The organism is Streptomyces sp. ME02-8801-2C, from assembly GCF_033793965.1.
GTDB lineage: Bacteria > Actinomycetota > Actinomycetes > Streptomycetales > Streptomycetaceae > Streptomyces.
In genome coordinates this window covers 1-14,328 of the sequence record NZ_JARAXP010000007.1, presented here as the reverse complement: position 1 = coordinate 14,328, position 14,328 = coordinate 1, and the positions used below count along the sequence as shown (strand labels likewise).

13 protein-coding genes and 1 pseudogene are annotated in these 14,328 nt (G+C 71.9%); 3 read left to right on the top strand and 11 right to left on the bottom strand.

All coding sequences use genetic code 11. From position 1 onward, the window contains the following. Nucleotides 1-17: 17 nt before the first annotated feature. Entirely contained in the window at nt 18-1,661 is a 1,644-nt protein-coding gene (locus tag PV396_RS23025; protein ID WP_319207450.1) for a PucR family transcriptional regulator, read from the top strand. A gap of 14 nt (nt 1,662-1,675) precedes the next feature. Here PV396_RS23025 and PV396_RS23020 read toward each other — a convergent pair whose 3' ends face one another. The 5 genes from PV396_RS23020 to PV396_RS23000 form a co-directional block, all read right to left on the bottom strand. Continuing rightward, entirely contained in the window at nt 1,676-2,797 is a 1,122-nt protein-coding gene (locus PV396_RS23020; RefSeq protein WP_319207448.1) for a glycosyltransferase family 4 protein, read from the bottom strand. Between the two features lie 230 nt (nt 2,798-3,027). After that, nucleotides 3,028-4,770: a DNA repair protein RecN gene (gene recN, locus PV396_RS23015; RefSeq protein ID WP_319207446.1), complete on the bottom strand. Its 1,743-nt coding sequence runs from the start codon at nt 4,768-4,770 to the stop codon at nt 3,028-3,030. A 140-nt stretch (nt 4,771-4,910) separates the two neighbouring features. Then, nucleotides 4,911-5,816 carry an NAD kinase gene (locus tag PV396_RS23010; protein ID WP_319207444.1) on the bottom strand — a complete coding sequence of 302 codons (906 nt, stop codon included), beginning with the start codon at nt 5,814-5,816 and terminating at the stop codon, nt 4,911-4,913. Beyond that, a complete protein-coding gene (locus tag PV396_RS23005) occupies nt 5,813-6,628 on the bottom strand; it encodes a TlyA family RNA methyltransferase (RefSeq protein ID WP_319207441.1) in 816 nt (271 codons plus the stop codon). Before PV396_RS23005 ends, PV396_RS23010 begins: the two co-directional genes overlap by 4 nt. Before the next feature lie 7 nt (nt 6,629-6,635). Beyond that, nucleotides 6,636-6,983 (bottom strand): hypothetical protein, encoded by a 348-nt coding sequence (locus PV396_RS23000; RefSeq protein WP_319207439.1) that lies wholly within the window; start codon nt 6,981-6,983, stop codon nt 6,636-6,638. Between the two features lie 42 nt (nt 6,984-7,025). Between PV396_RS23000 and PV396_RS22995 the strand changes: the two genes are divergently transcribed. Further along, complete coding sequence (locus PV396_RS22995; RefSeq protein WP_319207437.1) at nt 7,026-7,373, top strand: SCP2 sterol-binding domain-containing protein; 348 nt, start codon at nt 7,026-7,028, stop codon at nt 7,371-7,373. Here the strand turns inward: PV396_RS22995 and PV396_RS22990 are convergent. The 4 genes from PV396_RS22990 to PV396_RS22975 form a co-directional block, all read right to left on the bottom strand. Then, nucleotides 7,357-8,238: an ABC transporter ATP-binding protein gene (locus tag PV396_RS22990; RefSeq protein ID WP_416071462.1), complete on the bottom strand. Its 882-nt coding sequence runs from the start codon at nt 8,236-8,238 to the stop codon at nt 7,357-7,359. The genes PV396_RS22995 and PV396_RS22990 overlap by 17 nt on opposite strands. Beyond that, on the bottom strand, nt 8,235-9,308 hold the full coding sequence (locus PV396_RS22985; protein WP_319207435.1) for a FecCD family ABC transporter permease: 1,074 nt from the start codon (nt 9,306-9,308) through the stop codon (nt 8,235-8,237). Before PV396_RS22985 ends, PV396_RS22990 begins: the two co-directional genes overlap by 4 nt. Beyond that, the gene (locus PV396_RS22980) at nt 9,305-10,348 is read right to left on the bottom strand and encodes a FecCD family ABC transporter permease (RefSeq protein WP_319207432.1); all 1,044 of its coding nucleotides are present in this window, start codon (nt 10,346-10,348) and stop codon (nt 9,305-9,307) included. The genes PV396_RS22985 and PV396_RS22980 overlap by 4 nt, the downstream gene beginning before the upstream one ends. A gap of 94 nt (nt 10,349-10,442) precedes the next feature. Further along, complete coding sequence (locus tag PV396_RS22975; RefSeq protein WP_319207430.1) at nt 10,443-11,477, bottom strand: HAD hydrolase-like protein; 1,035 nt, start codon at nt 11,475-11,477, stop codon at nt 10,443-10,445. Between the two features lie 73 nt (nt 11,478-11,550). Between PV396_RS22975 and PV396_RS22970 the strand changes: the two genes are divergently transcribed. Continuing rightward, the gene (locus tag PV396_RS22970; RefSeq protein WP_319207429.1) at nt 11,551-12,855 is read left to right on the top strand and encodes a DUF1015 domain-containing protein; all 1,305 of its coding nucleotides are present in this window, start codon (nt 11,551-11,553) and stop codon (nt 12,853-12,855) included. A 56-nt stretch (nt 12,856-12,911) separates the two neighbouring features. Here the strand turns inward: PV396_RS22970 and PV396_RS22965 are convergent, their stop codons facing one another. Next, nucleotides 12,912-13,640: a tetratricopeptide repeat protein gene (locus PV396_RS22965; RefSeq protein WP_319207427.1), complete on the bottom strand. Its 729-nt coding sequence runs from the start codon at nt 13,638-13,640 to the stop codon at nt 12,912-12,914. Further along, nucleotides 13,640-14,328, bottom strand: a pseudogene (locus PV396_RS22960) (hypothetical protein); the annotation flags it as partial. The gene PV396_RS22965 and the pseudogene PV396_RS22960, both read right to left, overlap by 1 nt.

Sequence of the window (14,328 nt, the reverse complement as noted above, 5' to 3'; positions counted from 1 at the left end):
CGGGTAGCGTCCGCTGCATGGACAGCCGCGCGGACAGCCGTTTCGAGACCGAGGGCGCCGGGATCACGGTGCGGCGGGCGCTCGAGCTGCCCGGGCTGCGCAGCGGACTGCCGGAGATCCTGGCGGGCGCCGAACGGCTGGGGCGCACCGTGCGGTGGGTGCACGCGGGCGAGGTCCCGCACATCGCCTCGCTGCTCAAGGGCGGCGAGCTGCTCCTGACGACCGGCTACGGGCTCGGTACCCGTCCCGCCGAGCAGCGCGCGTTCGTCCGTACGCTCGCCGAGCGGGGCATCGCGGCCCTCGTCGTGGAGCTGGGCCCCCGCTTCACCCGGCTGCCGGCGGCGCTTGTGGACACGGCCCGTTCGACCGGCCTGCCCCTGGTCCAGCTGCACCGCGAGGTGCCGTTCGTGGCCGTCACCGAGGAGATCCACACCGAGATCGTCAACGGCCATTACGCGCTGCTCCAGCGGGCCGAGGAGGTCCACCGGCGCTGCACGGAGGCCCTGCTCGGCGGCGGCGGGATCCCGCAGGTCCTCGGCATACTGGCCGACTTCGGCGGCAACCCGGTGTTCCTGGAGACGACGGACGGCCAGCTCCTGTACGCGGCCGGCGCCGGCCCCGAGGGAGCCGATCCGCTCCAGGTGTGGGAGGGCCTGCGCGCCCAGCAGAAGGACGCGCCGCCGCCCGCCGGTTCCGTGCTCGTCGACGTCCCCGGGGGCGGGCCCGGCGCCGGGTCGGTCCGCGCACGTCTGGTGCTGCTGCCCGTCCTCGAACCGCTCGCCCCCGTTCACCGCATCGCCGCCGAGCGGGCCGCGGGGATTCTGGCCGTCGTCCTGATGCAGGCCCGCCAGGAGGAGGAGCTGGCGGCGCGCGGGCGCGGCGACTTCCTCACCGACCTCGCCGAGGGCCGGGTCGACGCGGAGGCCGCGCCCGCGCAGGCCCGCGTCCTCGGCTTCAAGCCCGGCTCCGGGCCGCTCCTGCCGGTGGTGATGCGGCTCGCCGACACATTGTCGCCGGGTGGCGGCTGGGCGGTGCTGGCGCGTGCGGTCGCGGAGGAGCTGGCGTCGGTGGGCGTGCCGGTGCTGCTGGGCGTACGGCCGGTCGAGGGGCGGGTGCCGCTGCTGGTGGGCCTGCGTACGGAGGCGGAGCGTCCGGCGGTCGCCGACCGGGTTGCGGCGGCGCTGCGGGCAGGGGTGGAACGCGCCGGGATGCAACGCCCGGGCGCCCAGCCGCCGGTCGTCGTGGTCGGCGTCGCCGGTGGCTGGGCGGCTGCCTCGGCGGGCCTGCGCCACGCGGCGGAGACAGCGACGGCCGCCCAGGGTCTGCCGGACCGGCCCTGGTACGACGCCCGTCGCCTGGACATCGACCTGCTGCTGTGGCGGCTGCGCGACCAGCCGGACCTGGCGGCCTTCGTGGACCGTGCGATCGGCCCGCTGCGCACCCACGACGACCGGTCCAAGCCGCCGCTGCTGCCCACCCTGGAGACCTATCTGGCGCACGCGGGCCGCAAGGCGGAGACGGCCCGCGAACTCCACCTCAACCGCCAGACGCTCTACAACCGCCTCGCGAGGATCGGGGAGTTGCTGGGCACGGACCTGGACGACCCGCAGACGGTACTGGCACTGAGCCTCGCGCTACGGGCCCGCAGACACGTGAGCTGAACCGGTCCAGGCTGTCAGCTCAGCGGCCGCAGCTGGGTGAACTCGTCGTACACACTGAGCACTTGGGCGACCGTCGCGTCCTCGGTGGGCCAGGTGCCGATCTGCCGGACGCCCCGCTCCCGGAGGTGTTCCCGGCGCTCCGGATCCCCGAGGAGCCGCACCACGGCCTCGCCGAGCGCCGTCGCGTCGCCGTAGGGGACGAGTTCGGCCGCGTCCCCTACCAGCTCCGGAACGCCTCCCACGGCGGCCGCGATCAGCGGCACACGCGCGTGGAGGGCTTCCTGGGCGAAGACCGAGCGGGACTCCCAACGGCTGGGCAGGAGGGCGAGATCGGCGGCGTCGAGCAGTTCGCTCACGTCGTCACGGTGCCCGATGAGCCGTACCGGCAAGCCCTCCTTCTCGATGCGACCCTGCAGTTCCGGCCGTAGCGGCCCCTCCCCCACGATCACGAGGAGCGGCACGGGATCGAGGCCACGCCACGCGCGTACGGCGTCCAGCAGGACGTCGTAGCCGCGGTGCCGGTCGAGGGAGCCGACGGCCATGAGCAACGGGCGGTCCGTCGCGCCGAGTTCGGCCCGGGTCTTGCACCGGTCGGACTCGTCCCGCCCCGGGGCCCCGCCCGGGGCGGGCATCGCCACGGCGGACAGCCGGGCATCGCGGGCCCCGCGTCGCCTGGCCCGGTCCACGAGGTCGGAGGAGGTCCCGAGGACGACGGCGGCGGACTTCACGACCCGCCGCTCCAGCACCCTCAGCAGATGGGCGCGCGGCCCCTCGACATAGGCGCGGTTGTGCCAGGTGACGACGAGCGGCGTACGGCGTCCGCTGAGCGCGAGAGCGGCCCGGAAGGAGGCGTGCAGCCCGTGCGCGTGCACAAGGTCGGCGTTCGAACAGGCCGCGCGCAGTGCCGCCACCGAGCCGGGGTCGCTGCTGCGCGGAATGGGCACGTGTTCGGCACCGGCGCCGGAGAAGTCGTAGGCGATGTCGGCGTCGGTGGGGGCGCACACGATGACCCGCACGCCTCTCGCCACGAGCCCCGCGGCCAGCGAACGCACGTGTGCGCTGCTGCCGGCGTTGCCGCCGCCGAGCACCTGCACGGTGCGCAGCGATGACTGACCGTGCGGTGAGTGGCTGGTCACGTGGCCAGAGGCTCCTGGTTCGGCGTCGGGCGGTCACGAAGGAAGGGCACGGACGAAACGTACAGAAGGTTTGGGCGGAAGGGGTGTACCGCGCGGCTTCCTCCGGGTACGGGGGTTTTCCGTGCTCCTTCAAGGATGCCAGTACGTACGGGTGTTCCGAACCACGGAAGGGTGGGGCGAGTCACTCACTCGGGTGAGAGAGACCCCACTAACCGTCAGCTGTTCGAACGTCAGCCGTCCGCCCTGGCCGCCGCCAGCAACTCCTCCGCGTGTGCCCGCGCCGTCTCCGAGTCCTCCTGCCCGGCCAGCATCCGCGACAGCTCCCGTACCCGCTCCTCACCTTCCAGCACCTTGACGCCCGAGCGGGTCACCGACCCGTCGTTGGTCTTCTCCACCAGCAGCTGCCGGTCGGCGAACGCGGCGACCTGCGGCAGATGCGTCACGACGACGACCTGTGCGCTCTTCGCCAGCTTGGCCAGCCGCCGCCCGATCTCCACGGCCGCCTTGCCGCCCACCCCGGCGTCGACCTCGTCGAACAGATAGGTGGGTACCGGATCGGTACCGGCGAACACGACCTCCACGGCCAGCATCACGCGGGACAGCTCACCGCCGGACGCGCCCTTGGCGATGGGCCGGGCGGGCGCCCCCGGATGCGGGGCGAGCAGCAGCTCGACCTCGTCGGCGCCGGAGGGACCGTAGGCGACGGTACGGCCGTCGACCTCGACCCCCTCCGGGTCCTCGGTCTGCCGGATGTCGAACGACACGCGCGCGTGGGGCATTGCCAGCGAGGCCAGCTCGGCGGTCACGGCGGCCGCGAACCGCGAGGCCGCCTCGGTCCGCGCGTCTGTCAACGCCTGTGCCATCCCGCCCAGTTCGGCGCGCAGCGAGTCGCGCTCGGCGGTCAGCTCACCGATCCGCTCGTCGTCACCGTCGAGTTCGAGCAGCCGCGCGGCACCCTGCTCGGCCCAGGTGAGCACTCCGGCGACATCGGAGCCGTACTTGCGGGTCAGCGCGGTGAGTGCCGCCCGCCGTTCCTCGACGGCCGCCAGCCGCAGCGGATCGGCGTCCAGGTCGTCGGCGTACCCCGCCAGCTCCCCGGCGACGTCCCCGAGCAGGATGCCGACCTCGCCGATCCGGTCGGCGAGCGCGGCCAGGGCGGAGTCGTGCGACCGTACGGCCTCCAGGGCCCGGTGGGCACCCGCGACGAGCGTGGCGGCGTCGATGCCCTCAGGGTCCTCGGGGTTGCCGGCCAGGGCGGCGTGGGCGACGGTCGCGGCCGAGGCAAGCGCCTCCGCGTGCCCGAGCCGCTCGGCCTCCTCGGCGAGCTCGACGTCCTCACCGGCGCGCGGCTCCACGGCGGCGATCTCGTCGAGCCCGTACCGCAGCATGTCGGCTTCCTGGGCCCGCTCACGCGCGCGCGTGGTGATCTCGTCCAGCTCATTGACGACGGCACGCAGCCGCCGGTACGCCTCGGCGTACTTGGTCAGCGGCGCTGCGACCGCGTCCCCCGCGTACCGGTCGAGGGCCGCCCGCTGCCGGGACAGCTTGAGCAGCCCCTGCTGGTCGGTCTGCCCGTGCACGGCGACCAGCTCGTCGGCGAGCTCGGCGAGCACCCCGACCGGCACGGACCGCCCGCCCAGGTGCGCCCGGGAGCGCCCCTCGGCGGAAACGGTACGGCTGATCAGCAGCGCTCCGTCGTCCAGCTCGGCACCGGCCTCCTCGGCCCGTACGACGGCCGACCCGCCCGGAGGCACGGTGATCCGCCCCTCCACGACCGCGTTCCTGGCCCCGATCCGCACCAAAGCCGCATCGGCCCGCCCACCGAGCAGCAGCCCGAGGCTGGTCACGACCATGGTCTTACCCGCACCGGTCTCACCGGTCACGGCGGTAAAGCCGGGCGACAGCTCGACGACCGCATCGTCGATGACGCCGAGCGACCGTATCCGCATCTCCTCCAACACGAGGACGACCATACGAGGTCAGCCACCCGATGTGCGACCCACCCTTGTCACCCAGGGGGGTGGACCCACCCAAGGGGGCGCGGGGAACTGCGCGACAAGCCACAGCGCACCCGCACCCGCCATCGATTCCAAGCCACCCCCCACGGACCGCGTCAGTGCGGCGCCCCCCGCCACCCGGAAACAGGCAACGCGAACTTGGCAACGAGCCGATCAGTGAACGAAGCATGATGCAGCCGAGCCAACCGAACCGGCACAGCCCCCCGCCGAACCTCAACCCGCGCCCCCGGCGGCAACTCCACGGTCCGCCGCCCGTCACACCACAGAACGCCCGGCGGAATATGAGGCAGAACCTCCACAGCCAGCACAGAATCAGGCGACGTCACCAACGGCTTCGCGAACAACGCATGCGCACTGATCGGCACCATCAACAGCGCCTCCACCTCGGGCCACACCACAGGTCCCCCGGCAGAGAAGGCATAAGCGGTCGACCCAGTAGGCGTCGACAGACAGATCCCGTCACACCCGAACCCGGTAACAGGCCGCCCGTCGATCTCCAGAACAACCTCGAGCAGCTTCTCCGCGGACACCTTCTGCACGGCCGCCTCGTTCAGCGCCCAGTCGGTGTGCACGATGTTGCCGTTCTGGTGGACGACGACGTCGATGGTCATCCGTTCCTCGACCTCGTACGCCTTCGTCACCACCCGGTCGACCACCTTGTCGAGGTCGTCCCGCTCGGCCTCCGCGAGGAAGCCGACGCTGCCGAGGTTGACGCCGAGCATCGGCACCCCCGACGCCCGGGCGAACTCGGCGCCGCGCAGCAGCGTCCCGTCACCGCCCAGCACGATGAGCAGCTCGCAGCCGTCGAGGCACTGCGCGGTGGCCTCCTCGATCAGCTCCACCTCCGGCGGCAGCGGCAGGTTCGCCGCCTCCGCCGCGAGCACCCGCACCCCGAGTCCGGAGTGCACCAGCCCCTGGACCACCAGTTCGGCACTTCTGATCGCGGCCGGCCGCCCGGTGTGGGCGAGCAGGAAAACAGTACGATCTCGGGTCTGAGTCAACGAGGCCCCTCCGCCACTGCACGGTCAACGTCGGCCGGGTTGAGTTCGGGTGCGCCGGCCCGCAGCCACAGAAAGTACTCGACGTTCCCCGAGGGACCGGGCAGCGGGCTGGCGGTCACGCCCTGCACCCCGAGCCCCAGTTCCCCCGCCCTGGCGGCGACTCCGCGCACCGCCTCGGCACGCAGTTCGGGACTGCGTACGACTCCTCCACTGCCCAGTCGTTCCTTCCCCACCTCGAACTGTGGTTTGACCATCATCACCAGGTCGGCATCGGGTGCCGCGCACCGCGCGAGGGCGGGCAGCACGAGACCGAGCGGGATGAAGGACAGATCCCCCACGACAAGATCCACTGGTTCCCCATCGATCGCTTCGAGCGTCAACTCGCGTACGTTCGTACGGTCTTTGACGGTGACGCGTTCATCGCTCTGGAGAGACCACGCGAGTTGTCCGTACCCCACGTCGACGGCGACGACGTGTGCTACGCCCGCGCGCAGCAGTACGTCGGTGAATCCGCCGGTGGACGCACCGGCGTCCAGCGCCCGCCGGCCGCCCACCTTCAGCCCCTGCGGTACGAAAACCTCCAGCGCGCCCGCGAGCTTGTGGCCGCCCCGGGACACGTACTCGGGATCGCTGTCGTCGCTCACGACGACGATCGCGGCGGCGGTCTCCACCTGGGTGGCGGGCTTGGTCGCGACGGTCTTGCCGACGGTGACCCGCCCGGCGGCGATCAGCTGGCTCGCGTGCTCCCGCGAGCGGGCGAGCTTCCGCCGCACCAGCTCGGCATCAAGACGGCGGCGTGCCACTCCTGCCACGTTCGGTTCAGCTCCTGGGGTCGTACGTCGTCGGGGGCGCCGGAGGTCCCGGGCGGGCGTCGAGCGCGGTGAGCGCGTCGCGCAGCCCCCGGTGTACATCCTCGTACACCTCCACATGTCCGTCCGTGGCGAGGTGGTCGGCGTCACCGAGCCGCTCGAGCCGGGCGTCGACGTCCGCGTTGCCCGTGGCGGCGCGGGGGATGCCCAGCGGGGCCGGGGCGGCGGGGTCGGTGTCGGACACGTCAGAGCCACATTCGACGGCCTCCCCGGGAACCGCATCCGGAGCCGGGTCCGGAGCCGAAACCGGAACGGGATCTTCCTCCGGGCCCTCGGCCGGGGGCACTGAGTCGTTCATGCCCTGACGCTACCGCGAACGGCTGAGGTACCGTCGTGCGCGATGGCGACGATTGAGGAGTGCCGCAGCGCACTCGACAGGCTCTCGGACAACATGGCGAGCGCGAGCGGGGACGTACGCGAGGCGGCGGCCCTGGACCGCTCGCTGAGCTGCCGTATCACCGATCTGGACGTGACCTTCGTAGGACGGCTGAAGGCCGGCCGGATCGAGGTCCAGGACACCCTCCAGGGCCCGCCCCGGGAGAAGGCCGAGATCCGGCTCACCATGTCCGGCGACGACTTGCTGGCGCTGGTCTCCGGTGAGCTGAACTTCGCGAAGGCGTGGGGCTCGGGCCGGGTGAAACTGGAGGCGGGCCTGAAGGATCTGTTCCGCCTCAGGAAACTCCTGTAGCGACCTGTGTACGGGCCTTGCGCGCGGCCGGCACCACCAGCGGCGTCCCGGTCTCCGGATCGTCGATGACCTGGCAGCGCAGCCCGAACACCTCCTCGACGAGCCCGGCCGTGACGATGTCGCCCGGCGCGCCCTCGGCGATGACCTCGCCCTCGCGCAGTGCGATGAGATGCGTGGCGTACCGGGCCGCGTGATTGAGGTCGTGCAGAACGGCGACCAGGGTCCGGCCCTGCTCCTCGTGAAGTTCGGCACAGAGGTCGAGGACGTCGATCTGGTGCTGGATGTCGAGGTAGGTCGTCGGCTCGTCGAGCAGCAGCAGCGGTGTCTGCTGGGCGAGCGCCATCGCGATCCACACCCGCTGACGCTGACCACCGGAGAGTTCGTCGACGTAGCGGTCGGCGAGTTCCGCGACCCCGGTGTGCCGCATGGACTCCTGGACGACCCGCTCGTCCTCGGTGGACCACTGGCGCAGGATGCCCTGGTGCGGGTAGCGGCCCCGGCCCACCAGGTCGGCGACGGTGATCCCGTCGGGCGCGATCGACGACTGCGGCAGCAGCCCGAGTGTCCGCGCGACCTTCTTCGCGGGCATCGACTGGATGACCTGCCCGTCGAGCAGCACCCGGCCCTCGCTCGGCTTCAGCATCCGCGACAGGGCCCGCAGCAGCGTGGACTTGCCGCAGGCGTTGGGCCCGACGATGACCGTGAAGGAGTTGTCGGGGATCTCCACCGACAACCGCTCGGCGATCACACGCTGGTCGTAGGCGAGGGTCATGTTCTCGGCGGACAGGCGGTTCACGGTGTCGGTGCCCTTCTTGACGTTCTCGTTCGCTGAGCCGCTCTCTTCCGGCTCGCTCCGGCGACTCATATCCGGCCCGCCTTCCGCTCGGTGACCAGCAGCCACAGCAGATACACCCCGCCGAGCACACCGGTCACCACCCCCACGGGCAGCTGATCCGCGCCGAAGAGGCGCTGCGAGGCCCAGTCGGCCACGACCAGCAGGGTGGCGCCCATGCACATGGACGGCACCAGGTTCGGCCCGGGCGATCGGGTCAGGCGCCGGGCGAGCTGCGGCGCGGTCAGCGCGACGAAGCCCACGGGGCCGGCGGCGGCCGTGGCAGCCGCGGTGAGCAGCACGGCGGCCGTCATCAGCACCAGCCGTACGCGCTCGACGCGCACCCCGAGGGCGTACGACACGTCGTCGCCCATCTCCGTCATCCGCAGCCCGCGCGCGTTCGCGAGCACCACGGGTACGAGGACCGCGCACAGCCACAGCAGCGGCCGGACCTGGTCCCAGCCCCGCCCGTTGAGGGAGCCGGTCATCCACACGACCGCGCGGGCCGCGTCGACGAGGTCCGCCTTGGTGATCAGGTAACCGTTGACGGCCGTGACGAGCGCGGAGACCCCGATGCCGACGAGCACCAGCCGGTAGCCGTGCACGCCCCGCTTCCACGCCAGCAGATAGATGGCGAGCCCGGTCACCAGCCCGCCCACGACAGCACCCGCGGTGACCTGCGCGGCGCTCCCGGAGAACAGCACGATCACGACCAGCGCACCTGCCGTCGAGCCCTGACTGAGGCCGAGTACGTCGGGACTGCCCAGCGGATTGCGGGAGATGGCCTGGAACAGCGCGCCGCCCAGCCCGAGCGAGGCCCCGACCAGCAGCCCGACCAGCACCCGGGGCAGCCGCAACTGGTTGACGACGAACTCCTGGCCGGGGTTTCCGTCCCCCAACAGGGTCTTGATCACATCCCCGGCCGGGATCGGGAAGTCGCCGGTACCGACCAGCAGCACACTCGCGGTCAGCGCTGCCAGGAGCAGCACCACGACGACGACCAACGCCCGCACGTCCAGCCGGAGGGAGAGCCCGCCCGGGGTCCGTACGACACGCCCTGTGCCGCCGACCCGTCGGGCGGGCCGGACAAGGTTGCTCTTCACAGCTGGGCCGTCCTCCGCCGTCGTACGAGAAGAATGAAGACCGGGCCGCCGATGACCGCGGTGACGATGCCGACCTGGAGTTCGGCGGGCCGCGCGACGACCCGCCCGATGACGTCGGCGCCGAGCAGCAGCACGGGCGAGAGGACGGTCGCGTACGGCAGGATCCAGCGCAGGTCGGGTCCGGTGAAGGACCGCACGACGTGCGGGACCATCAGGCCGACGAAGACGATCGGGCCGCAGGCGGCGGTCGCGGCGCCGCACAGCACGGTCGCGGCGGCCATGGACAGCGCCCGGGTGCGGTTCAGGTCGGCGCCGAGTGCGCGGGCGGTGTCGTCGCCCATCGCCACGGCGTTGAGCGGCCGGGCGAGCAGCAGCGCGAGGACGGTGCCGACCACGATGAACGGCAGGACCTGGGTGATGGTGTCGTCGGTGGCCGAGGCCAGGGAACCGACCGTCCAGAAGCGCATCCTGCTCAGTGCGGCGTCGTCCGTGATCATCACGGCCTGGAGATAGCCGTAGAGCGCGGCGCTGATCGCGGTGCCCGCGAGCGCGAGCCGCACGGGTGTGGCACCCCGGCTGCCCCCGAGGAACCAGACCAGGGCCCCGACGGCGGCAGCTCCGAAGAAGGCGAACCACACATAGCCGCTCAGCGAGGTGACGCCGAGAAAGGTGATGGCGGTGACCACGGCGGCCGAGGCGCCCGCGTTGATGCCGAGCAGCCCGGGATCGGCCAGCGGGTTGCGCGTCAGCGCCTGGAGCACGGCTCCGGACAGGCCGAGCGCGGCACCGGCGAGCAGGCCGAGAAGGGTGCGCGAGACGCGCTCGCCCACGACGACGTCGCCGTAGGTCCCCGAGTCCTGGAACAGGCCGTGCCAGACCTGATCGAGGGACAGTTCCTTCGCGCCGATCGCAATGCTCGCGAGGACTACGAGAAGCAGGATTCCCACGGAGACGAGGAGTCCCACGGCCCGTATCGCCTGCCGCTTGGGCGGCGCGGGAGCCGTCTGCGCGCACTGCTCGGGAGGACCGTCGACCATCACGAAGTTAGGTTAGCCTACCCTGGCTAACACCTCGGTCCCTGCCCTGCGAGCGCCCCCGACGCGTGCCACGTTGGCCCTCGGCGCGTCGAAGTCCTCACAACCCGAGCCGCGCCAGCGCCTTCCCCCCGTCCAACGTGCACGCGCCGTCCCCCGCCGCCGTCCAGGCCGCCGCGCACAGCGCGCGAAGCCCGTCGAGGGCCTCCCCGTCCCCGGTCAGTTCGAGCAACTCCTCCCCCGCCGTGGCCGTCCATCCCCCGCACCGGAATCCGCCGCCCCCGTCCGTCTCCGTCACCTCCGGCTGCCCGGTCAGCAGCCCCCTCAGGTCGGCGTCGACATAGGTGGGCCGGTGCTGCGGCGGCGCGGCCAGCAACTGCGCGCCGTCCGCCACTCCGGTCAGCACCAGCAGCGAATCGACCTCCCCGTTGAACGCGCCCTCGATGTCCGTGTCCAGCCGGTCCCCGACGACCAGTGGACGCCGGGCCCCGGTCCGCAGCACCGTCTCCCGGTGCATCGGCGGCAACGGCTTGCCCGCCACCTGCGGTTCGGCCCCGGTCGCGATGCGCACGACCTCCACCGCGGCCCCGTTGCCCGGCGCGATCCCACGCCCGCTGGGAATCGTCAGGTCGGTGTTGGACGCGAACCAGGGCACCCCGCGCGCGATGGCATAGCACGCCTCGGCGAACCGCCCCCAGGGCAACTCGGGCCCGCCGTACCCCTGCACGACCGCCACCGGCTCGTCCTCGGCCGAGTCGACGGGCTCGAGCCCCCGCTCGCGCAGCGCGACCCTGAGCCCCTCACCGCCGATCACCAGCACACGCGCCCCCGCCGGCACCTGGTCGGCGATCAGCCGGGCCACCGCCTGCGCCGAGGTGATGACGTCCGAGCCCTCCGTCGCTATACCCAGCTCGGTGAGATGCTCGGCCACCGCGTCCGGAGTACGCAACGCGTTGTTGGTGACATACGCGAGCCGCATCCCACCGTCGCGCGCGACACCGAGCGACTCGACGGCGTGCACGATCGCGCTGCCCCCCGCATACACCACCCCGTCGAGGTCGAGCAGCGCCGTGTCGTACGCCTCGCTGAGGGCCCGCGCACTGCCCTCGGGCCGCGTCCTGACGGTCTGGCTCATTGTGCATCGCTCCTCGTTCGACCGGCTTTCCCCCGATCATCCCCCATGGCACTGACAGCCCTACGATGCACCAATGAACACTGCAGGTCCCGCGGACGTACCGGCTCGCATGGGCCTTCAACTGACCCCTTTCCGGGGCCTTCGCTACGACCCCGACCGGGTCGGCAGCCTGGCCGCCGTGACCTCTCCGCCGTACGACGTCATCGTGCGCCCGGACGGCCTGATACACCTCGAATCGGCCGACCCGCACAACATCGTCCGGCTGATCCTCCCCCAGGCGGCGACCCCGTCCATCCGCAACGAACAGGCCGCCGACACCCTGGACGACTGGCTGGCCGAAGGCATCCTGACCACCGACCCCGAACCCGCCCTGTACGTCTACGAGCAGCGCGACACGACCGGCCACCTCCAGCGCGGGGTCATCGGCGCCCTGCGTCTGTCGGAGCCCTCGGAGCGCGTCGTCCTGCCCCACGAGGACGTCATGCCGCACGTGGTGGCGGAACGCGCGGCCCTGATGCGCGCCACCTACGCGAACCTGGAACCCCTCCTCCTGACCTACCGGAGCGACAACTCCTCCGCCCCGTCGCCCCACGCGACCAGCACGCTGATCGAACGGACGGTTGACCGCCCCCCATTGCTCTCGACGACCACGGAGGACGGTTACGGCCACCGTCTCTGGGCCATCACCGACCCTGCCGAACTGGCCGGGATCCAGACAGATCTGGCACATCACCAGGCACTCATCGCCGACGGACACCACCGCTGGGCGACGTATCTGCGTCTACGCGCGGAGCATCCCTCCCCCAGCCCCTGGGACCACGGTCTAGTACTCCTCGTGGACACCGCCCACTACCCCCTGCGCGTCCGCGCGATCCACCGCCTCCTGCACGACCTCCCGGTCTCCGAGGCCCTGGCGGCTCTGGAGGGCCACTTCCGGGTACGTCACCTCTCGGCTCTCCTCCCCGAGGCACTCACCGCCCTCGCCGAGGCGGCCACCACGGGCAACGCCTTCCTCCTGGCCGGCGACGGCGCCTTCCACCTCGTGGACCGCCCGGACGAGGCCCTCCTGGCCCGTACGATCCCGGCCGACCGCCCGCAGGCTTGGCGCACCCTGGACGCGACAGTCCTGCACGCGACGCTCCTCGCCCACATCTGGCACATCCCCGAGGACTCACCGGCGCGCATCGCGTACATCCACGACACCGCCGCCACCGTGGAGAAGGCGGAACAGGACGGCGGTACGGCAGTCCTGATGCACCCGGTCCGCGAGGAGGTCGTACGGGACCTGGCGCGCCAGGGCGTCACGATGCCCCGCAAGTCGACGTCCTTCGGCCCCAAACCGGCCTCGGGCCTGGTCCTGCGCACCTTGGCGCACTGAAACGCGAAAGGGCGGGACCCCTGACCGGGATCCCGCCCTTCACCTATTACCGCAGATCAGCGCTGCTCGTCCTCGGCACTGTCGTCGGCGGCGGCGACGGTGACAGCCGATTCAGCAGCCTCATCACCATCGGCATCGTCGTCGCTGTCGCTGTCGCTCTCGCTGTCGTCGAACGCGTCGACGAACTCCACGCCGTCCAGCTCGGCGAGCCGGTCGGAGGCGTCCGTGCTGCCGTCCTTGTCGGACTCGACGGCCTTGGCGAACCACTCCCGCGCCTCGTCCTCACGCCCGGCCGCCAACAGGGCGTCGGCGTACGCGTACCGCAGTCGCGCGGTCCACGGCTGCACGGAGTTGGAGGCCAGCTCGGGGCTCTGCAGGGTCACGATGGCAGCGTCCAGCTGATCCATGTCACGCCGGGCACCGGCCGCGACGAGCCGCATCTCGACCTGACCGGCCTTGTCCAGCTTGTGCACCTCGGGCGCCCCGGCCATGTCGAGCGCCTTCTCGGGCCGCCCGAGCCCACGCTCGCAGTCGGCCATGACGGGCCACAGTTCGACGTTCCCCGTCATCCGCCGAGCCGCACGGAACTCGGCCAGCGCCTCGCTGTACTTCTGGTTCGCGTACGCGGCGAACCCGGCCGCCTCCCGTACGGCGGCCACGCGCGAAGCCAGCCGCAGAGCCACCCGCGAGTACCCGTAGGCGCTCTCGGGGTCCTCGTCGATGAGCCTCGCGACCATCACCAGGTTCTTGGAGACCTCCTCAGCCAGCCCCTTGGGCAGGCTCATCAGCTCCTGGCGTACGTCCTTGTCGATCTCCTCGCCCGTGACGTCCTCGGCGATCGGCAGCCGCTTGATCGGCTCCCGGTCCCGGTCGCGCTCGTCACGGAACCGCCCACCGTCGCGACGGTCGTCCCGGCGGTCATCACGCCCCCGGAAACCGCCGCCATCACCGGGCCGACCGCCACGGTCGTCCCGCCCACGGTAGCCTCCGCCGGCCGGACGGCCACCGCGGTCGTCGCTCCGACCACGGAATCCACCGCGATCGTCGTCCCGCCGCGCAAAGCCAGTGCGCTCACCACGGTTGTCGTCGCGACGGAACCCGCCACGGTCGCTGTCCCGACGGTCGTCATCACGCCGGAAGCCACCGCGGTCACCACGGTCATCACGCCCACGGAACCCACCACCGGCGGGGCGCCCACCACGGTCGTCGTCACGACGGAACCCACCACCGGCGGGACGCCCACCACGGTCGTCATCACGACGGAAGCCGCCACCGGCGGGACGGCCACCACGGTCGTCATCACGCCGGAAGCCGCCACTGGCCGGACGGCCACCACGGTCACCACCGCGATCGTCCCGACGATCGTCACGCCGGACGAACCCGCCACGATCCCCACGATCGTCACTACGCCCACGGAACCCACCGCGATCATCATCCCGACGGAAACCGGAACGCTCACCCTCACGGCGATCG

Excerpts from the sequence above, each read along its gene's own strand:
- PV396_RS22965 (WP_319207427.1), bottom strand. The coding sequence starts at position 13,640 with ATGAGCCTGCCCAAGGGGCTGGCTGAGGAGGTCTCCAAGAACCTGGTG.
- PV396_RS22990 (WP_416071462.1), bottom strand. The coding sequence starts at position 8,238 with ATGAGTCGCCGGAGCGAGCCGGAAGAGAGCGGCTCAGCGAACGAGAAC.
- PV396_RS22975 (WP_319207430.1), bottom strand. The coding sequence starts at position 11,477 with ATGAGCCAGACCGTCAGGACGCGGCCCGAGGGCAGTGCGCGGGCCCTC.
- PV396_RS22970 (WP_319207429.1), top strand. The coding sequence starts at position 11,551 with ATGAACACTGCAGGTCCCGCGGACGTACCGGCTCGCATGGGCCTTCAA.
- PV396_RS23000 (WP_319207439.1), bottom strand. The coding sequence starts at position 6,983 with ATGAACGACTCAGTGCCCCCGGCCGAGGGCCCGGAGGAAGATCCCGTT.
- PV396_RS23025 (WP_319207450.1), top strand. The coding sequence starts at position 18 with ATGGACAGCCGCGCGGACAGCCGTTTCGAGACCGAGGGCGCCGGGATC.
- recN (WP_319207446.1), bottom strand. The coding sequence starts at position 4,770 with ATGGTCGTCCTCGTGTTGGAGGAGATGCGGATACGGTCGCTCGGCGTC.
- PV396_RS22995 (WP_319207437.1), top strand. The coding sequence starts at position 7,026 with ATGGCGACGATTGAGGAGTGCCGCAGCGCACTCGACAGGCTCTCGGAC.